The organism is Kitasatospora sp. NPDC052896, from assembly GCF_044547075.1.
In the GTDB taxonomy this organism is placed as follows: domain Bacteria; phylum Actinomycetota; class Actinomycetes; order Streptomycetales; family Streptomycetaceae; genus Kitasatospora.
On the sequence record NZ_JBITZU010000006.1, the window covers coordinates 259,708 to 281,652 of the forward strand.

At 75.2% G+C, this 21,945-nt stretch carries 3 protein-coding genes; all 3 read left to right on the forward strand.

The genetic code is table 11. The features are described 5' to 3' along the window. The first annotated feature begins 465 nt into the window (after positions 1-465). The 3 genes from ACIGXM_RS15800 to ACIGXM_RS15810 all read left to right on the forward strand — a co-directional run bounded on the left by ACIGXM_RS15800 (position 466) and on the right by ACIGXM_RS15810 (position 21,936). Positions 466-1,587, forward strand: a complete 1,122-nt coding sequence (locus tag ACIGXM_RS15800; RefSeq protein ID WP_396561065.1) for a cytochrome P450 — start codon at positions 466-468, stop codon at positions 1,585-1,587. A gap of 93 nt (positions 1,588-1,680) precedes the next feature. After that, positions 1,681-3,027, forward strand: a complete 1,347-nt coding sequence (locus ACIGXM_RS15805) for a serine hydrolase domain-containing protein (protein ID WP_396561067.1) — start codon at positions 1,681-1,683, stop codon at positions 3,025-3,027. 147 nt (positions 3,028-3,174) lie between these two features. Further along, a complete protein-coding gene (locus ACIGXM_RS15810; protein ID WP_396561069.1) occupies positions 3,175-21,936 on the forward strand; it encodes a non-ribosomal peptide synthase/polyketide synthase in 18,762 nt (6,253 codons plus the stop codon). Positions 21,937-21,945 lie beyond the last annotated feature (9 nt).

Here is a 21,945-nt window from a genome sequence, read left to right on the forward strand (position 1 = left end):
ACTGGCCGTGGCGGCTGCTGTGCCGGGTTCGCGCAGCGGTTGCGTGGGAGAGATCGTGAGGGGGATGCTATGCCAGGCCGGACCAGCGCGGAGGCTGGGTCGGAGGACCGCCGGCGGGCGTGTTGAGGTGCTCCACCTGGCTGCGGTAACCGGCTGACGTCAGGTGTCCGTTGGCCCCTCGCGGCGCGGCGTCACACAGAACAGTCCCGTGTCGTCCGGACGGTGTGTCCCGAGTGCGGCCCGGCTCCGTCCGCCGGGGAGCGCTGACGTCGCGTTCGGAGCCGTCGTGGCCCCGATTCGTCATGTCCTGCCGAAGCCTCGTTCGGTGGGAACCCCTGCCTGATCCAGCCATGCCCGCGAGCCGTGACCCAAGGAGGACAGGTGCCTGACCATCAATTAGGTTACTCCTCAGTTCTTTTGGAGGAAATGACCGGGCGCTGGCGGGACTTGCGCGAGGCAGGACCAGTGCGGTGCGACAGCCAGGGCCAGTGGCAGGTCCTCGACCACGAGACCGTCGCCACCGTGCTCGCCGATCCGGCCACCTACTCGTCGGACCTCTCGTCCCTCACTCCGACCCAGGAGGACTTCGAGACCTTCCGGCGGGGCAACTTCGTCGGGATGGACCCACCGGAACACCGCAGACTCCGCGCGCTGGTGAGCCAGGCGTTCACCCCGCGGGTCGTGCAGGAGCTGGCACCGCGCATCGAGGCCGTGTGCGCGCGACTGCTGGACGCCGTCGCGGACCACGAGCGGTTCGACCTGGTCGACGCTCTCGCCTATCCGCTCCCCATCATCGTCATCGCCGACCTGCTCGGCATCCCGTCCGACGAGCACCGGCTCTTCCAGGAGTGGGCGAGCGTCCTGTTCAGCGGTGACCAGCTCGGCGAGGTGGCCGACTCGGCCGACCTGGAACGGGCACTGGAAGCCATCGCCCCCACCGTCCGCGAGATGAACGGGTACGTGCTGCAACACATCCGCAACCGCCGCGCCCGTCCGGGGGACGACCTCACCAGCAAACTGATCACCGCGGAGGTGGACGGCGTCCGCCTGGAGGACGAGCAGATGGTCGGGTTCGTCGCCCTGTTGCTGGTCGCCGGACACGTCACCACGACCGCGCTGTTGGGCAACGCCGTCGTGACCTTCGACCGGCATCCCGGCACGGACGCCGCGCTGCGCGCCGAGCCCGGCCGGCTTCCGCAGGCCATCGAGGAGGTGCTGCGCTGGCTGCCCCCCTTCCCCGAGTTGGGACGCCGCGTCACCCGACCCGTGGTGCTCGGCGGTCACGAACTGCCGGCCGACACCATGCTGGTGGCCCATCTCGGTGCCGCCAACCGCGATCCGGCCCGGTTCGACGCGCCCGACGTCTTCGACGTGACACGCCACCCCAATCCCCATCTGTCCTTCGGCCACGGCATCCACTTCTGCTTCGGTGCGCCGCTGGCCCGCTTGGAGGCGCGGATCGCTCTGCGCATGCTGCAGGAACGATTCCGCGCTCTCGCGATCCCGTCCTACGAGGACGTCACGTACCAGAACCCGGCCGTCATCATCGGCGTGCGTCGCCTGCCGGTCGAGGTCGTCAGAACGTAGGACGGGCGTGCACGCGCCCGGTCGGCCCCGCGCTCACCCGCGGCCGCCGGCCACACCCGCACATGAGAACCAGTCAACGGGAGTCCCCTTCTCATGACGTACACCATCACCCCGGTCCGCGAGCGCGCGCCGTTCCTCTTACGGAGAGAGCTGCAGCACCGGCTCGACACCCTCGCGCGCAGCCATCGGGTGCCCGGCGCCCAACTGGTCGTGGACACCGGTGCGGAGGTGGTCGCCCTGCACACCGGTGTGGCCGACGCCGCCACCGGTGTCCCCTTCACCCCGGAAACCGCCGTCCCCCTGGGTTCGCTCACCAAGCCCTACACGGCCGCCCTCGTGATGCTCCTCGCCGACGACGGTGACCTCGACCCGGACGACCCCGCCGCCGACTACCTCCCCGAGCTGCGGCAGGTGCCGGACGTAACGATTCGCCAGCTCCTGAGCCACACCGGCGGCCTGCCCACCGGCCCCGACTCCGACACCGCCGCCCGGTCCACCGTGGCCCGCTACCTGTCGTCCGTGTGCACCGCCCGGGACGCGCTGTTCCCGCCCGGAAGCGACTTCTCCTACTCCAATGCCGGCTACGTCGCCGCCGGCCGCCTGGTGGAGACGGTGACCGGCATGCCGTGGCACGAAGCCGTGCGCGCCCTGCTCCTCGAACCCCTGGGCACCGCACCCGCCTTCGTCGGCACGAAGGCCTCCGGCCGTCCGGTCGCCGCCGGTCACGCGCTCAACACCGCGACGGGCCGGGTGCGCCCGGTCCAGCAGAACCTGGCCCCGCTGGAGGCACCGGCCGGAGCGCTGCTGGCCAGCGCGGCGGACCTCGGCGCGCTCGGCAGCGCCCTGGCCGGCCGGACCGCGGTCCTGCCCTCCGCCGTCGCCGTCGAGATGCGCCGCCCGCAGTCCGCCGCCCGTCCGGGTGCCCTCGCGGACGGTTGGGGGCTGGGCCTGGCCCTCTACCGGCAGGACGACCAGCTCTGGTACGGCCACGACGGCAACGCCCAGGGGACCTCCTGCCACCTGCGGGCCGAACCGGACAGCGGCGTGGTGGTCGCCTTCACGGGCAACGCCGGCGCCGCCACCGCGCTCTGGCGTGACCTCGCCGACGACCTGGCCCGCATCGCCGGCGTTCGGGTGCCGGCCGCGATCGCGCCCGTGGATCTGGCCGACGCCGTCGGCCTGCCCGAGTGTGCGGGCACCTACGTCAACGGCGGCACCCGGTACCGCGTCGCGCTCGAGCCCGACGGCTCGCCGACCCTGTCCGTCGACGGTGACCTGCCGATACCCCTGCGCTGTTACCCCGATCTCTCGTGCGATCTGGTCGACCCGGGCACCGGGCGCCCCGAGCCCGGCGGACGCTTCCACCGCGACCCCGCCACCGGCGCGATCGACCGCGTGCAGATATCCGGTCGCACGGCACACCGCACCGGCCTCGCCTGAGCCGGTAGCGGTCCGTCAGCCCCCTGGCACCGGCGTGCCCGTGGCCGCCCCCACCCCACCACTCCCGCGGGTCCGAGGGCCGCCCGCTCGCCCGCCCTCCCCGACGCTCGCGCCGCATCCTCCCCATCCGGAAGGACTTCTCACTCCATGGCCGACTTGCCCGACCAGCCCGTACCCGTGCCCACCTCGCCGCAGGCCGGTGGCACCGCCGGGACGCCGGAGAGCGGCGCGGCCCGGTGGCCGGCGTGCCCCACGCTCGGTGAGCTGTTCGCCGCCTGGGTGACCCGCACGCCGCACGCGCCCGCGGTGACCGACGGTCGGCGCACCTGGACCTACCGGGAACTGGCGGCTCGGGCCGACCGCCTGGCCGGCCACCTGGTACGACGCGGTGCCGGGCCGGACCGGACGGTGGCCCTGGTCCTGCCGCGCTCGATGGAACTGATCGCGGCGGAGCTGGCCGTCACGAGGGCGGGCGCCGCCTTCCTGCCGGTGGACCCCGCCTATCCCGCCGAGCGGCGGGCGCTGATGCTCGCCGACGCGGCACCCGCCGTGACCCTCGACGACCCGGCGCACGTCCGCGATGTGCTGGACGCGGTCACGGTCGACACCGCAGTCGCGGTCGACACCGCGGTCGAGGCCGACACCGCGGTCGAGGCCGACGCACCGGTCGCGGCGGTCGGCACCGACCACGCGGCGTACGTGATCTACACGTCGGGCTCCACCGGGACGCCGAAGGGCGTGGTGGTCACCCACCGCGGCATCGGCGGGTTCACCGCGGCGGCCGTCGAGCGGTACGCGGTGCGGCCCGGCGACCGCGTGCTGCAGTTCTCCTCGCCCAGCTTCGACGCCTCCGTCCTGGAGCTCCTCATCTCCGTCCTGTCCGGCGCCACTCTCGTGGTGCCCCCGGACGGGCCCTGGCTCGGCGACGACCTCGCCGCCGTCCTGGACGAACACCGCGTCACGCACGCCCTCATCCCGCCGGCGGCCCTGGCCACCCTCCCCGCCCCGGCCACCGGCACCGCCCGCCACCTGCGCACGCTCATCGTCGGCGCCGAGGCCTGCCCGGCCGCTCTCGTCGACCGCTGGGCGCCGGGCCGACGCATGATCAACTCCTACGGCCCCACCGAGGCCACCATCGTCGCCACCTGGACCGGGCCGCTGTCCGCCGGCGCCGGCACACCGACGATCGGCGGCGCGCTGCCCCACACCCGGGTGTACGTGCTCGACGCGGCGATGACTCCCCAGCCGCCCGGCGTCGACGGCGAGTTGTACATCGGCGGGGACGGGGTGGCCCGCGGCTACCTGGGCCGCCCGGGCCTGACCGCCGCGCGCTTCGTCGCCGATCCCTTCGGACCTCCGGGTGCCCGGCTCTACCGCACCGGCGACCGGGTGCGCTGGACCCCCGACGGGGTGCTGGAGTTCCTCGGCCGGCTCGACCGGCAGGTGAAGATCCGTGGCTTCCGCATCGAGCCGGGGGAGATCGAGGCGGCCCTGCGACAGCACACCGAGGTCGGCGAGGCCGTCGTCGTGGTCCGCGAGGACGAGCCGGGTCGGGAGCGTCTGGTCGGCTACGTCACCCCCGCCGACCCGGAGCGGGCCCCGGACCCGGCGGCGCTGCGCACGGCCCTGGCCGCCGCCCTGCCCGCCCACCTGGTGCCGTCCGCCGTCGTCGTCCTGGGGGCACTCCCGCTCACCGCGCAGCACAAGATCGACCGGCGGGCGCTGCCCGCGCCCGCCCGCCCGTCCGCGGCCGGCCACCTGGCACCGCGCACCCCACAGGAGCGCACCCTGGCCGCCATCTGGGCGGATGTCCTGGACACCGACGCCGTCGGGGTGACGGACGACTTCTTCGACCTGGGCGGTGACTCGGTCCTCGCCGCCCGGACCCTGGCCCGGGTCAGGGCGGAGCTGGGCGTCCACCTCACCCTCCGGGACGTCTTCACCGAGCGCTCCATCGCCGGCCTGGCCCCGCTGCTGGGCGAACGGCACGCCACCGCGCCGCCGGAGCCGATCCCGTCCGCCCCGCGCGAGGTGCCGCTGCCGCTGTCCAGGGCCCAGCGACGGCTGTGGTTCCTCGACGACCTGACCGCCGGCGGAACGGAGTACAACACCGGCGTGGCCCTGCGGCTGCGCGGCGCGGCGGATCCCGAGGCCCTGGGCCGGGCCCTGGACCGCCTGGTGGCCCGCCACGACTCCCTGCGCACCACGTTCACCACGGTCGACGGGCAGGGCGTGCAGCGGATCGCCGCGGAAGGCTCCCTGCCGTTGCGGTCGGTCGACCTCGGCGACCTGCCCGCGCGGCGGCGTGCCGAGGAGGCCGAACGGCTGCTGACCGACGAACTGGGCCGCCCCTACGACCTGACGGACGGTCCGCTCGCACGGGCGCTGCTCGTCCGCCTCGCCGCCGACGAGCACCTGCTGCTGCTGGGGCAGCACCACATCATCACCGACGGCTGGTCGGTGGGCGTCCTCACCCGCGAGCTGGTGGCGCTCTACCGCGCGGAGGTCTCCGGCGAGCCGGACGGCCTGCCCGTCCCGGCCCTCCAGTACCCCGACTTCGCGGTGTGGGAGCGGCGGCGGGCCGCCGAGCACGGGGCCGGCGAGGCCGAGGACCTGGCGTACTGGAAGCGGTGCCTGTCGGGGCTGCAGCCCCTGCAACTGCCCACGGACCGGCCCCGGCCCGCGACGCGCACCACGTCCGGTGCGGCGCACCGGCACCACCTCCCGGCCGATCTGGTGGGCCGGCTGCGGCACCTCGCCGCAGGGCGCGGTACGACGCTGTTCACCCTGCTCGCCGGGGCGTCCGCGCTGCTCTTCTCGCGCTACTCCGGCCAGCGGGACGTGGCGTTCGGCACCGTCACCAACGGGCGCGACCGCCGGGAGCTGGAGGAGGTGACGGGCTTCTTCGCCAACACCGTGGTGCTGCGCGGTGACGTGGACGAGGCGGCCACCGTCGACCGGTTCGTCGAGAGCATGCGCACGACCGTGCTGGACGCCTTCGTCCATGCCGGGGTGCCGTTCGACCGGGTGGTCGAGGAACTGGCCCCGCCCCGGGACCCCAGCCGCACCCCGCTGGTGCAGGTGCTGGTCGTCCAGCAGACGGCCGCCGCCGTCCCGCCACCCGCCGGCGGCCTCCGGTTCGAGGAGCACCCGCTGCCCCGGCCGGCGGCCCGCTTCGACCTGGTCCTGGAGTTCGCACCGGAGGTGTCGGGCGGCTGCGCGCTGACGGTCGAATACAACACGGACCTGTTCGACGCGCGGACCGTGGCCCGGATGTCCCGTCACCTCCGTCGCCTGCTGGAGGGCATGGCGGACGGCCCGCAGCGGACGCTGGCCGAACTGCCCATGCTCTCGGACGAGGAACAGCGCACGCTGCTCGACTCCTGGAACCCGCCCGCGCTCGACGGGCGGGACCTCCCGGACGCCGCGCTGCCCGAGCTGTTCCAGGCGCAGGTCGCCCGCACCCCCGACCGGACCGCCGTCGCCTGCGGCCCGGTACGGCTGGACTACGCGGAGGTGAACCGGCGCGCCAACCACCTCGCCCGGCTGCTCGTCTCCCGGGGCGCGGGCCCGGAGACGCTGGTGGCGTTGTGCCTGCCCCGCTCCGCCGAACTGGCGCCGGCGCTGTGGGCGGTGCTGAAGGCGGGCGCGGGATACGTCCCGGTGGACCCGGGATACCCGGCCGAGCGGATCCGCTTCATGCTGGAGGACGCCGAGCCCGCTCTCGTCGTCGCCACCCGCGAGACCGCGCACGCCCTGCCCGAGGGCTGCGCCGTGCTGCTCCTGGAGGACCACCCCGCGCTCGACACCGACGTCACGGGCGCCGCCGGGGCGGACCTGACCGACGCCGACCGGGTCCGGCCGCTGGAGCCCGACCATCCCGCCTACGTCATCTACACCTCGGGGTCGACCGGTCGGCCCAAGGGCGTGGTGGTCACCCACCGCAGCGTCGTGGCGCTCGCCGCCTGGGCGCGGGAGCGGTTCGGCCCCGGCGGGCTGGCACACGTGATCGCCTCCACCTCGCTCAACTTCGACGTGTCGGTCTTCGAGCTGCTGTGCCCGCTGCTGGCCGGCGGGAGCGTCGAGGTGGTCGACGACCTGCCGGCCCTCGCCGATGAGCCGGACCAGCGGCGGGTCGGGCTGCTCAGCGGGGTGCCCTCGGTGATCTCCCGCCTGGTGACCGGGGGCGCCGCCCCGGTCGACGCGGACACCGTCGTGCTGGCCGGTGAGGCGCTCTCCGCCCAGGTGGTGAGCGACCTCCGGTCCGCCATGCCGGGCAGCGCGATAGCCAACGTCTACGGCCCCACCGAGGCCACCGTGTACTCCACCGCCTGGTTCGCCGGTGACGGGCTGCCGGAGCAGGCACCGCCGATCGGCCGGCCGGTGGCGCGGACCCGGGTGTACGTCCTCGACCGCGCGTTGCGTCCGCAACCCCCGGGTGTGGTGGGTGAGTTGTACCTCGGGGGAGGTGGGCTGGCGCGCGGCTACCTGCGGCGCCCCGGCCTGACCGCCGCCCGGTTCGTCGCCGACCGGTTCGGCGCGCCGGGGGAGCGCATGTACCGCACCGGGGACCTGGTGCGGTGGAGCGCCGACGGCGACCTCGAGTACGTCGGCCGGGTCGACCAGCAGGTCAAGGTCCGGGGCTTCCGGATCGAACTGGGGGAGGTGGAGGAAGCGCTCCGCCGTTGCGAGGGCGTGGCGGAGGCGGCCGCCACCCTCTCCGGGACCGACGGCAACCGGCGCCTGGTCGGCTACGTCGTCCCCGCCCCGGAGGCCCGCCTGGAGCCCGAGGCCGTGCGCCGGGCGCTCGGCCTCACGCTGCCCGACTACCTGGTCCCCTCGGTCGTCGTGCCGCTGTCCGTCCTGCCGCTCAACCCCAACGGCAAGCTCGACCGGTCCCGGCTCCCCGAGCCGGGACCGGCCGTGCGGGCCGTACGCCACGTCGAGCCCCGAACCCCCACCGAGCGCGCCCTCACCGCCATCTGGGCCGACGTCCTGCATCTGGAACGGGTCGGCGCGGACGACAACTTCTTCGAGCTCGGCGGCGACTCCATCCTCAGCATCCAGGTGGTGGCCCGCGCCCGGCAGGCGGGGCTCTCAGTGACCTCCCGGGACATCTACCAGCACCAGACGCTCGCCGCCCTCGCCCGGTGCGCGGACGCCGCCGGAAGGCGGCAGCCGGCCGCTCCCGCGGCGGTCGCCGCCACCGGACCGAGCCCCCTGACGCCCATTCAGCGCTGGTGGTTCGACCGGGCCGCGGAGCGGGCCGGTCACTTCGCCCAGGCACTCTCCGTCCGCCTGCCCGACGAGGTGGACACGGCGGCGCTGGCAGACGCCCTGAACGACGTGGTCGCCCACCACGACGCCCTGCGCTCCGGCTTCCCGGCCGACGACGCTGGTGCCCGCGTCGGTGCCGCGGACGTGCGGTGGCACATCGCCGACCGGGCGCCCCGGGTCGCCCTGGCCCGCCACACCGGCCCGGACACCGACACCCCCCACCTCGGCTCCTTCGACCTGCGCCACGGACCGTTGCTGCGAGCCGTGCTGCACGACCGCGGACCCGGCCGGCCGCCGGTCCTGCACCTGGCCGTGCACCATCTGGTGGTGGACGGGGTCTCCTGGCGGGTGCTGCTGGAGGACCTCGACGCGGCCTACCGCGCCCGCCGCGACGGCCGCGACGGTGCCGCGGCGCTGCCGGCGAAGTCCTCGCCGCTGCGGCAGTGGGCCCGGCGGCTCGGCGCGCACGCGGCCGACGGCGGTTTCGAGGACGAGACGGCGTACTGGGCGCGGGCGGTCCCGGACCCGGTGGACCCGTTCCCGGCCGATCTGGCCGGCGCCAACACCTACGCCTCGGCCCGCTCGGTGACCGTGCGCCTGAGTTCCGCGGACACCGCCGTCCTCCTGCGCACCCTGCCCGACACCTACCGCACCCAGGTCAACGACGTGCTGCTGAGCGCCCTCGGCCGGGTGCTGTGCGCGTCGAGCGGACAGGACCGGGTGGTGGTGGACGTCGAGGGGCACGGTCGCGAGGAGCTCTTCGGCGACCTCGACATCAGTCGCACCGTCGGCTGGTTCACCACCCGGTACCCCGTCGCCCTCGGCGTGCCCGCGCGGGCGGACTGGGACACGGTCCTCAAGCAGGTCAAGGAGCAGCTGCGCGCCGTCCCCCGGCACGGCCTGGGTTTCGACGCCCTGCGCCACCTGGGCCGGCCCGGGACGGCTCCCCGGTTCCCGGCCGCGCAGGTCAGCTTCAACTACCTGGGGCGGATGGCGTTCCCGGAGGGGCCGGACGGGCTGTACCGCGGCACGTTCCGGCCGCTGGAACTGGACGCCGACCCACTGGCCGAACGCCCGCACGCCCTGGAGGTCGTCGGGCAGCTCGACGGCGAGGAACTGGAGTTCACCTGGTTCTACTCCGACCAGCTGCACCGGCGGGCCACCGTCGAGGCACTGGCCGAACGGTTCGCCGAGGAGCTGGCCGGCCTCGCCCGGCACGCGGCACGCCCCGGCGCCGGCGGGCGCACGCCGTCCGACTTCCCGCTGGCCCGGCTCGACCAGGCCGCCGTGGACCGGATCGTGGGAGACGAGCCGGGCGCCGTGGAGGACGTCCTGGCGCTGACGCCGACCCAGGCCGGCATGCTCTTCCACGGACTCGCCCAGGAGGACAGCGGCGTCTACTTCCAGCAGCTGACCCTGGTCCTGGAGGGCGTGTCCGACCCGGACGCGCTGGCCGCGGCCTGGCAGTGGGTGACCGACCGCACCGCGGTGCTGCGCGGCCGCGTGGTCTGGCAGGACGTGCCCGAGCCGCTGCTGGTGGTGCAGCGCCACGCGCTGGTGCCGGTCACCCGGCTGGACTGGCGCGACCTGCCCGAGGACGAGCGCCGTGGTCGGCTGGGCGACCTCCTGGACCGTGACCGCGCGCACGGTGTCGACCTGGCGAGGGCCCCGCTCCAGCGCCTGGTGCTCGCCCGGGTCTCCGACACCGCCGTGCGCGTGGTGTGGTCCTTCCACCACCTGGTCCTGGACGGCTGGAGCCTGTTCCAGGTGCTGTCGGACGTCTTCGCCTCCCACGCGGCCCTGTCCGCGGCCGGCCCGGGCGCGACGGACGTTCCGCGGGACACCGTGCCGGACCGCCGCCCCTACCGCGACTACGTGGAGTGGCTGCGCGGGTGCGACTGGGCGGAGGCCGAACGGCACTGGCGGGACCGCCTCGCGGGCCTGGCCGAGGCCACACCGCTGCCCTTCGACCGCGAGCCGCGCCAGACCCACCGCGCGGAGTCCACCCAGGCCGTGCGGGTCACGGTGCCCGAGGCCACCACCCGGGCACTGGAGGACCTCGCCAGGACCTCCGGCCTCACCCTGAACACCCTCGTCCAGGGCGCGTGGGCGCTGCTGCTGGCCCGTCAGGCGGGCCGGGACGAGGTGGTGTTCGGCACCACGGTGTCGGGACGGCCGCCCGAGCTGCCCGGGGCCGAGGCCATGACCGGCCTGTTCATCACGACCCTGCCCACCCGGGCCGCGGTGCCGGGCGACGGCACCCTGCTCGACTGGCTGCGCCGGCTGCAGCGGGAGCAGGGCGAGGACCGGCGCTTTGACTACGTACCGCTCACCCGCATGCGGACGTTCACCGGTCTGCCCGAGCGGGTGGCCCTGTTCGACAGCATCGTCGTCTTCGAGAACTACCCGGTCGACGGCGACCTCGCCGCCGCCCACGGCCTGCGCCTGAGTGATCTGGACGGCATCGAGACCACCAACTACCCGCTGAGCCTGGTGGCCTACCCGGGACCGGAGCTGGCCCTGCGCCTCTGCTACGACCCGGAGTTGTTCGACACCGCCACGGTGCGACGGATGGCCGGGTACCTCACGGTCCTGCTGGCGGGCATGCCCGACGGCGGCGGGCGCCCGCCCGCGCGACTGCCGTTGCTCGCCGTCGACGCGCGTGCGCGGGTGCTCGGAGAGTGGAACGACACCGCCACCGAGCTCCCCGAGCGCAGTGTCGCGGAGCTCTTCGGCGAACAGGTGCGCCGCACGCCCGACGCCGTCGCCCTGGAGGCCGGCCACCAGCGCGTCACCTACCGGGACCTCGACGCCCGCGCCGAGGCCCTGGCCACCCGGCTGGCCGCGCTCGGCGTCCGGGCGGAGCGCCCGGTCGCCGTGCTGATGAATCGTTCCGTCGCGCTGATCACCGCTCAGTTGGCCCTGGTCCGCACCGGCGGGGTGTACGTGCCGCTGGACGGCAGGGCGCCGCGCGAGCGGCTGCGCCGGATGCTGGCGGAGGCCGGCGCCGATCTGGTGCTCACCGACGCGGACTGGGAGGAGACCGCCCGCGACCTGTGCCCCGGCGAGGGCGTCCTGCGACTCGACGACGCCGGCGCCGAGGACCGGCCGGAGCCGGCCGGTCCGGGGCGGGCCCCCGCGCGTCCGGCCCCGGCGGTCCATCCCGACAACCTCCAGTACCTGATGTTCACCTCCGGCTCCACCGGTACCCCCAAGGGCGTCGCGGTGCGTCAGCGGGACGTCGCCGCGCTCGCCCTGGACCGTGCCTTCACCGGCCACGACCGGGTGCTCGTGCACTCCCCGCATGCCTTCGACGCCGCCACCTACGAGGTGTGGGTGCCGCTGCTGCGCGGTGGCACGGCCGTGCTGGCCCCGCCGACGGACCTGGACGCCGCCCTGGTCCGCCGCGCCATCACCGAGCAGGGCGTGCGCTGCCTGTGGCTGACCGTCGGCCTGTTCCGCCTGCTCGCCCAGGAGGATCCCACCTGCCTGCGTGGCGCGCGGGAGGTGTGGACCGGCGGCGAGGCCGTGCCGGGCGCGGTCGTCCGCCGGGTCCTGGAGGCCTGCCCCGGCCTCACCGTCGTCGACGGCTACGGCCCCACCGAGACCACCACCTTCGCCACCCGGCGGGTCTTCCGCTCCGGCGACCCGCTGCCCGCCGTGCTGCCCATCGGACGCCCGCTGGACAACACGCGCGTGTACGTGCTGGACGACCTGCTCCAGCCCCAACCGCCGGGCATCCCGGGGGCGTTGTACGTCGCCGGGGCCGGGCTGGCCCGGGGTTACGCGGGACGGCCCGGCGAGACCGCCGCCCGCTACGTCGCCGACCCCTTCGGGCCGCCCGGAGGCCGGATGTACCGCACCGGCGACACCGCGCGGTGGAGCGAGGACGGCGAACTGCACTTCGTGGGCCGCGCGGACGACCAGATCAAGATCCGGGGCTTCCGGATCGAACCCGCCGAGATCGAGGCCCGGCTCACCGCCCACCCGGACGTCGCCGAGGCGGTCGTGTCGCTGTACCAGGACGCCGGGCGCAAGCGCCTCGCGGCCCACCTGGTACCGGCCGACGGTGCCGCGCCGCCGTCCGCCGGCGCGCTCCGCGACCACCTGGCGGCGGACCTGCCCGACTACATGCTCCCGGCCGCGTTCGTCACGGTGCCGGACCTGCCCCTGACGGCCAACGGCAAGGTGGACCGGCGGCGGCTGCCCGCCCCCGACTGGTCGGCGGCCGGCGACAGCGCCTACCGGGCCCCGCGCACCGGGACCGAGCGCGTGCTCGCCGCCATCTGGGCGGACCTGCTGGGCGTGGAGCGGGTCGGCGTGGACGACAACTTCTTCATGCTGGGTGGCGACTCGATCCTGAGCATCCAGGTCGTCTCCCGCGCCCGGGCCGCGGGGCTCGCACTGACCCCCCGCGACCTGTTCCGGCGTCCCACGGTCGCCGCGCTGGCCGCCGCCGGCGGCACCGCCGGGTCCGTCGCCGGCACCGGACCGGTGAGCGGCGAGGTCGGCCTGACGCCCATCCAGCACTGGTTCCTCGACCCCCACCCGCCGCACGCCGGGTTCTTCAACCAGTCCGTCGTCCTCGAAGTGCCCGGTGAGGTCGACCCGGACGTCCTGCGCCGTGCCCTGACGGCCCTGTGGGCACACCACGACGCCCTGCGGTCCCGGTTCACCACCGACGACGACGGCACCTGGCAGCAGCACTGCGCCCCCGCGGACGCCGCCGCCCCCGAGCTGTTGGAGGTCTGCGACCTCGGCGCCCTGGACGCGGCGGCGGCCGGGGAGACCGAGGCCCGGGTCACGGCGGCGGCGCACGCCGCGTTCCGGCTGGACACCCTCCCCCTGCTCACGGCCCGGCTGTTCACCACCGGCGGTACCCGGCCCGCCCGGCTCCTGCTGGCCGTCCACCACCTGGTGGTCGACGGTGTCTCCTGGCGCGTGCTGCTGGAGGACCTGGAGAGCGCGTACCGACAGGCCGCGGCCGGCCGGCCGATGCGCCTGCCGGCCCGCACCACCTCCGTCCAGGAGTGGACCCGCCGGCTGCGCGAGCACACCGGGAACGCCGGCTTCGCGGCCCAGCGCGCCCACTGGGAGGCGGTCGCCCGGCACTGCGCGGCACCGCTGCCGGTGGACGGCGACGGCGGCAACACCGCGGCCGACGTGCGCGCCGTGACGGTCCGGTTGGACCGGGAGCGCACCGACGACCTGCTGCGCAGGGTCCCCGGGGTCTACCGCACCCGGATCGACGACGTCCTGCTCACCGCCCTCGGTCGGGTGCTCGCGGAGTGGACCGGACGGCGCACCGTCGCCGTCGGTCTGGAAGGGCACGGTCGCGAGGACCACCTGTTCGAGGACGTCGACCTGTCCCGCACGGTCGGCTGGTTCACCACCCTCTTCCCCGTCGCCCTGGAGGTCCCGGAGGGGGACTGGGGCATCGCGCTGAAGTCCGTGAAGGAGCAGCTCCGGGCGGTGCCGGACCGGGGCCTGGGCTTCGGCGCCCTGCGCCACCTCGCCCGGGAGGAACGGCTCGCCGGCGCGCCGGCCCCCGGCGTCAGCTTCAACTACCTGGGCCGGTTCGACTGGTCGGCCGACGGTGCCGCCCTGGTCCGCGCGGTCCCCGGCGGCCTCGGCGGCGCGGAGGCACCCGGAACGGCGCGTCCGCACCTGCTGGACGTGGTGGCCCGCGTCGAGGACGACCACCTGGAGATCAGCTGGTACTACAGCGGCGGGCGGCACCGCGAGCAGACCGTCACCGGGCTCGCGGAGGGCATGCTGCGCGGGCTGGAGGCCATCGTCGCCCACTGCGGGCGCCCGGAGGCCGGCGGCCGGACGCCCGCGGACTTCCCGCTGGCCCGGCTGGACCAGGCGGCCGTGGACCGGGTCGTCGGGGACGGACGCGCCGTCGCGGACGTCTACCCGCTGACGCCGATGCAGGCGGGCATGCTCTTCCACAGCCTGCTCGATCCGGCCGGGCGCACCTACGTCAACCAGGTGCAGCTGGTGCTGTCCGGGGTCACCGACCCGCACGCCCTGGCCGAGGCGTGGCAGCGCACCGTGGACGCCAACCCGATGCTGCGCACCCGGCTGACCTGGCAGGAGACCGCCGAGCCGCTCCAGGTCGTGCAGGAGCGGGCCACCGTTCCGGTGACCCACCACGACTGGACGGGGCTGGCGGCCGACCGGATCGAGCGCGAGACGGCCCGGCTGCTGGCCGAGGACCGGCGGGCCGGTGTCGACCTGGGCACGGCGCCGCTGATGCGGCTGGCGCTGATCCGGCTGTCACCGGCGCGGGTGCGGATGGTGTGGACGTTCCACCACGTCCTGCTCGACGGGTGGAGTGCGGCCCAGGTCTTCGACGAGGTGTGTGAGCGGTACGCCGCCCTGACCTCCGGACGCCGGCCGCGGCTGCCCGAGCGTGCCCCCTTCGGCGACTACCTGCGCTGGCTGGCCGGTCAGGACGCCGCCGGGGCCGAGCGGTACTGGCGCGACACCCTTGCCGGGTTCCACGCGCCGACCGAACTGCCCCGGGACCGGCGGCCCGCCGAAGCCCACCGCACCTCCTCGTCCGAGTCGGTGCGGGTGACCCTCGACACCGAACTGTCGGCGCGGTTGCGGGAGACGGCCCAGCGCGCGGGGCTGACCGTCAACACCGTGCTGCAGGGTGCCTGGGCGCTGCTGCTGTCCCGCTACGGTGGCGGCGACGACGTGGTGTTCGGCACGATCGTGTCCGGCCGGCCCGCCGAGCTGCCCGGCGTGACCTCGATGGTCGGCCTGTTCATCAACACGCAGCCCACCCGGGTGCGGATCGACGGTCGGCGCCCGCTGCTGGAGTGGCTGGGTGAGCTGCAGGCCGCCCAGTCGGAGGCCCGGCGCCACGACTTCGTCTCGCTGGCGCAGTTGCAGTCGTGGAGCGAGGTGCCCGGCGGGACCAGCCTGTTCGACAGCATCGTGGTCTTCGAGAACTACCCGTTCGACGAGGAGGCGGTGGCCCGGCACGGTCTGGGCATCGAGCAGGAACGCGACCTGGAGCCCACCAACTACCCGCTCAGCGTGGTGGTGGCGCCCGGAGAGGCCCTGTCGGTCAACCTCGACTACGATCCGGCCGCCTTCGACGCCGCGACCGTCGAGGGGCTCGGGGCGAGCCTGAGAACGCTGCTGGCGGGGATGGCGGCCGACCTCGACCGCTCGCCGGCCGACCTGCCGCTGCTGGACCCCGACCGGGCCCGCGAGCTCGTCGAACGGTTCGGCGGAGCGGGGACCGAGCCGCGGCGCCACACCCTGCCCGAGGCGTTCGGGCGGCAGGCCGCGCGCACGCCCGGCGCCCCGGCCGTGCTGTCCGGATCCGAGACCCTGACCTACCGGGAACTCGACGAGCGGGCCAACCGGTTGGCCCGGCTGCTGATCGCCGCCGGTGCCGGACCCGAGCGCTTCGTCGCGCTGGCGCTGCCCCGCACGGCGGACCTGGTGGTGGCGCTTCTGGCGGTCCTCAAGAGTGGCGCCGCGTACCTGCCGGTGGACCCCGGCTATCCGGCCGAGCGCATCGCGTTCCTCTTCGCCGACGTGCGGCCCGACGCCGTGGTCACCAGCACGGAGACTGCCGGCCGCCTGCCGGACGGCCCGTTCGCCCGGATCGTGCTGGACGACCCCGACTACGCCGCACGGCTGGCCACCGCCCCCGCCGCCGCTCTCGGCGACGACGAGCGGCGCGGCGCCCTGCTGCCGGAGCACCCCGCCTACGTCATCCACACCTCGGGCTCGACGGGCCGGCCGAAGGGCGTCGTGGTCTCCCACGCCTCGGTGTCGGCCCTCACCGACTGGGCCGTGGCCGAGTTCACCGGCCGTGGGCTGGCCCACGTGGTGGCCTCCACGTCGCTGAACTTCGACGTGTCGGTGTTCGAGATCCTCTCGCCGCTGCTCGCCGGTGGCTGCGTGGAGGTGGTCCGCGACCTGCTGGCGCTGGCCGAGCGTCCCGGACCGTGGCGTGCCGGTCTGCTCAGCGCGGTGCCCTCGGCCCTGGGCAGGCTGCTGGCGGAGGACGCCGTGCACGTCACCGCGGACACGGTGGTCCTGGCGGGCGAGGGCCTGCCCGCCCGCACCGTGAGCCGGGTGCGCGCGGCGGTGCCCGGCTGCCGGGTCCTGAACATCTACGGCCCGACCGAGGCCACCGTCTACGCCACCGCCTTCGCCTGTGACCCCGCCGACCCCGACCTCGACCCGCCCATCGGCCGGCCGGTCGGCGGCGCCCGGGCCTACGTCCTGGACGACCGGATGCGCCCGGTGCCCGTCGGCGCGCCGGGGGAGCTGTTCCTCGCCGGCACCGGTGTGGCGCGCGGCTACCTGCGCCGTCCCGGCCTGACCGCGTCCCGGTTCCTGCCCGACCCCTTCGGCCCGCCCGGCGCGGGGGCACCCCCGGCCGGAGGCTGGGGGAGGATGTACCGCACCGGCGACCTGGTGCGCTGGACGGCCGACGGCGACCTCGTCTACCTCGGCCGCACGGACGACCAGGTGAAGGTGCGCGGCTTCCGCATCGAACTCGGTGAGGTCGAGGCCGCGTTGGCCCGCCACCCGCAGGTGTCGGCGGCCGCGGCCCGGGTGGTGGAACACGACGGTCACCGGCGCCTGGTGGGCTACGCGGTCTCCCACGACACCGGGTTCCCGGAACCGGCCGAGTGGCGCGCCTTCCTCGCGCGCACGCTCCCCGACCATCTGGTGCCCGCGCTGGTGGTGCGGCTGGAGCGGCTGCCGCTCGGCGCCACCGGCAAGCTCGACCGGCGCGCGCTCCCCGAGCCCGTGTGGGCCGCCCCGGCCGCGGGGGGCGACCGGCCGCCCCGCACCGAAACGGAGCGGACGCTCGCCGCGATCTGGTCCGAGGTGCTCGGGGTGCCCGAAGTGAGCGCGGACGACAACTACTTCGCGCTCGGCGGCGACTCGATCCTGGGCATCCAGATCGTCTCGGCCGCCCGCCGGGCCGGTCTCGCCCTGACCCCCCGGCACCTGTTCGCGCACCAGACCCTGGCCGAACTCGCCCTCGCCGCCGAGGAGCAGCCGACCGTGGCGGTCGCCGCGGAGCAGGGCGCGGTGGTGGGCGACCTCCCGCTCACCCCCGTGCAACACTGGCTGTTCGACACCCTCACCGGTGACGCCGCCCGCCTCACCCAGGCGGTCTCCTTCCAGCTCGCGGCGGACACCGACGAGACGCTGCTGCACGCCGCCCTGGCCGCGGTCCTGGAACAACACGACGCGCTGCGCCTGCGGTTCGAACAGGTCGGCGGCGGGCGGTGGCGCCAGTACGGCACCGCGCCCGGCGGCGCACCGGACCTGCGCGTCCACGACCTGTCCGGCGGCGGGCCGGCGGAGCACGCGGCGGCGCTGCGCGAGCTGGCCGACGAGCTGGCCGACGGCTTCGACCTGGCCGCCGGGCCGCTGCTGCGGGCCGCGCTGTGCCGCTTCGGCGACGGGCGGCACCCGGTCCTGCTGGTGGCCGCGCACCACCTGGTCGTGGACGCGGTGTCCTGGCGCCTGCTCCTGGAGGACCTGGACACCGCCTACCGCGCCCTGCGCGCGGGCGGGCGGCCCGAGCTCGGACCCAAGAGCACCTCGTTCCGCGCCTGGGCGCAGCGCCTCGCCGAGCACGCCGCGGCCGGCGGCTTCGACGACGAACTCGCCCACTGGCAGGGCCTCGACGGCGGCACCGCCCCGGCCGCCCTGCCGACCGACCGCACCGGCGCCAACACGGCCTCCGTCGAGGAGACGCTGACCGTCGGTCTGGACGCCGAGGAGACGCGCCGGCTGTTGCAGGACGTGCCGGAGGTCTACCGCACCCGGGTCAACGACGTCCTGTTGTGCGCCCTGGGACGGGTCCTGGCGCGCTGGACCGGGCAGGACCGGGTGGCGGTGGCCCTGGAGGGCCACGGCCGCGAGGAGCTGTTCGACGGGGTCGATCTCGCCCGGACCGTCGGTTGGTTCACCACGATGTACCCCGTGGTCCTGGACGTGCCCCGCGACGCGGACACCGGTGGCGCGCTGAAGGCGGTCAAGGAGAACCTCCGGGCCGTGCCACGCGGCGGGCTGGGCTACGGTGCCCTGCGGTTCCTGCGACCCGCGGCCGGCTCCGAGCTGCCGGAACTGCCGCAGATCGGCTTCAACTACCTGGGCCGGCAGGACTGGAGCGGCACCCCGGGCGGCCTGCTGCACGCGCCGTACGGCCCGCTCACCGGTGGCATGGACCGCTCGGCGGACCGGCCGCACCTCCTCGACGTCCTCGGGCAGGTCGGCGACGGGCGGCTCGAGTTCACCTGGTCGTACTCCCGCGAGGTGCACCGGCGTGAGACCGTCGCCCGTCTGGCGGCCGAGATGACGGAGGAACTACGGGCGATCGTCCGGCACTGCGCCGAGCCCGGCGCGGGGGGCCGCACCCCCTCCGACTTCCCGCTGGCCCCGCTGGACCAGGCGGCCGTCGACCGGCTGGCCGGCACCGGACGGGGTGTGACGGAGATCTATCCGCTCACGCCCACCCAGACCGGCATGGTCGTGCACGGCCTGGACGAGGCCGAACACGGCCTGTACATCGAGCAGATCACCTTCGTGCTGGACGGAGCCCGCGATCCCCGGCTGCTGGCCGCCGCCTGGCAGCACGTGGTCGACCGCACTCCCGTCCTGCGCACCGCCGTGGCCCTGCACGACGTGCCGGTGCCCCTGCAGGTGGTGCACCGCGACGTGACCCTGCCGGTCACCGAGCACGACTGGAGCGCCCTGACGGAGGAACGGCGCGACGCGGAGCTGGAGCGGCTCCTCACCGAGCAGCGGACCCGCCCCCTGGCCCTGGACCGGGCCCCGCTGCTGCGGCTCGCCCTGGTCCGGCTCGGACCGGACGCGGTGCGCGTGGTGTGGACCTTCCACCACGTCCTGCTGGACGGCTGGAGCGTCTTCCACGTCCTGTCGGACGTCCAGGCCGCCCACGCCGCGCTCACCCGTGGCGAGCAGCCGAGCCTGCCCGAGCGCCGGCCCTTCGCGGACTACGCCGCCTGGCTCGCCGCCCGGGACACCGGCCCGGCGACGGAACACTGGCGGGGCGTCCTGGCAGGCCTCACCGCGCCCACCGCGCTGCCCTACGACCGCAGGCCCGCCCAGGACTCCACGGCCCGGTCCGGGGTCTGGCTGTCGCAGCGGCTCGGCGAGGCCGAGACGAACCGGCTGCAGGAGTTCGCCCGTCGGCACCGCCTCACCCTCAACACCCTGGTGCAGTGTGCCTGGGCGCTCCTGCTGTCGCGCTGGAGCGGTGAGCCGGGGGTGTGCTTCGGCACCACCGTCTCCGGTCGGCCGGCCGACCTGACCGGCGCCGACACCATCACCGGCCTGTTCATCACCACCCTGCCCGCCCGCGTCACCGTCGACGGCGGCGCGCACTGCGGTGCCTGGCTGCGCGCGGTGCAGGAGGAACGGGCCGAGGACCGCCGCTTCGACCACCTGCCGCTGACCGAGATGCACGGCCTGAGCGAACTTCCCCCCGGGACACCGATGTTCGACAGCCTGGTGGTCTTCGAGAACTACCCGGTCGGTGACGCGACCGCCGGCTCGCACGGACTGCGGATCCGGGATCTGGACGCCAGGGAGGCCACCAACTACCCGCTCACCGTGGTCATTTCACCCGGTGACCGGCTCAGTGTGGAACTCGGCTACGACCCGCGGTACTTCGATCGGGCCACCGCCGTCTCCCTCGCCGACCAACTGCTGCACACCCTGGCCGCCCTGGCCGCCTCGGACGGCACCGTCCGGCTGGACGACATCGACGTGCTGCCGCCCGGGGAACGGGCGCGGCTGCTGCGCGGACCGGCTCGGCCGCCGCTGGGTCCGGTGCCCCCGGCCACCCTGCCCGCCCTCGTCGAGGTCGCCGTGGATCGTCGGCCGACCGCGCCGGCACTGAGCGCCCCGGGTCTGGAGCTGTCCTTCGCCGAGGCCGAGGCGCGCGCCAACCGCCTGGCGCACCGGCTCATCGCCCGCGGCGCGGGTCCGGGCGACGTCGTCGCCCTCCTCCTGCCGCGCTCGGCGGACATGGTGCTGACCCAGCTGGCGGTGGCGAAGGCGGGCGCCGCGTTCCTGCCGGTGGACCCCAACTATCCGGACGAGCGGATCGAGTTGATGCTGCGCGACGCGGCCCCCGTGCTCACCCTCGACGCCAAGGAGGCTGCCGACCTGCTGGCCGCGCCGTCGGACGGCACCGCTGACCACCGGCCCACCGACGCCGACCGGATCCGTCCGCTCGACCTGGACGACCCGGCCTACGTCATCTACACCTCCGGGTCCACCGGCACCCCGAAGGGCGTCGTCGTCACCCACCGGGGGCTCGCGGCGTTCGCCGCGGCCGAGGCCGAGCACTACCAGGTGGCCGCGGGCGACCGGGTGCTGGCCTTCGCGTCCCCCAGCTTCGACGCCTCCGTGCTCGAACTGTGCATGTCCCTGCCGCACGGCGCGCGGCTGGTGGTGCCCGCTCCCGGCCCGCTGCTCGGCGCCCGGCTGGCCGAGGTGCTGCGGGAGGAGCGCGTCACCCACACCCTGCTGCCGCCGGCCGCCCTCGCCACCCTGCCGTCCGATGCCCCCGGCACGATGCCCGACCTGAAGACGCTGGTGGTCGGCGCCGACGCGTGCGGGGCCGAACTCGTCGCCCGCTGGGCCCCGCACCACCGCATGGTCAACTCCTACGGGCCCACCGAGGCCACCGTGGTCGCCACCTGGTCCGCGCCGCTGGAACCGGACGGCGCCGCGCCGCCCATCGGCCGCCCGCTGCCCGCCACCGGCGCCCACGTCCTCGACGCGCGGCTGCGGCCGGTCCCCGACGGCGTACCGGGCGAGCTGTGGCTGAGCGGAGCGGCGCTGGCCCGCGGCTACCTGGGCCGGCCGGGCCTGACCGCCGCCCGCTTCACCGCCGACCCGTTCGGGCCGCCCGGTACCCGCATGTACCGCACCGGCGACCTCGTGCGCCGCGACTCCCGGGGTGAGCTGCACTACCTGGGCCGCACCGACCACCAGCTCAAGCTGCGCGGCCACCGGATCGAGGCGGGCGAGGTCGAGGCTGCCCTGGTGCGTCACCCGGCCGTGCTGGACGCCGTGGTGAGCGTGCGGGAGGACGAGCCGGGGCTGCCGCGCCTGGTCGCCCACCTGCTCGCGGCCCCCGGCACCGAGCCGCCGGCCGGCGCCGAGCTGCGCGCGCTGGTCGCCCGCTCCCTGCCCGCCCACATGGTCCCCTCGGCGTTCGCGGTCCTCGACCGCTTCCCGCTCACCGAGAACGGCAAGACCGACCGGGCGGCCCTGCCCGTGCCCGCACCGGCCGAGGAGGAGCGGACCGGACACGTGGCGCCCCGCACGCCGACCGAGGAGGCGGTGGCGGCCATCTGGGAGGAGGCCCTGCAGACGGCCGTGGGCGTGGTGGACGACTACTTCCTGCTGGGCGGCGACTCCATGCGCGCCCTGCTCATCGCCTCCCGCGCCAACGATGCCTTCGGCCTCGCGCTCACCCCCCGCGACGTCCTGGTCTCCCGCACCGTGGCCGCCCTGGCGGAGCTGGTGGAGGAGCAGGTGCTGAGCGAACTCGAGGACACCGCCTACGGCAACCCCGACGATGACGAACGGTGAGGATCCGAC

Bases quoted from the DNA above. Each gene is read 5' to 3' on its own strand.
- ACIGXM_RS15810 (WP_396561069.1), top strand. From the start codon at position 3,175: ATGGCCGACTTGCCCGACCAGCCCGTACCCGTGCCCACCTCGCCGCAG.
- ACIGXM_RS15805 (WP_396561067.1), top strand. From the start codon at position 1,681: ATGACGTACACCATCACCCCGGTCCGCGAGCGCGCGCCGTTCCTCTTA.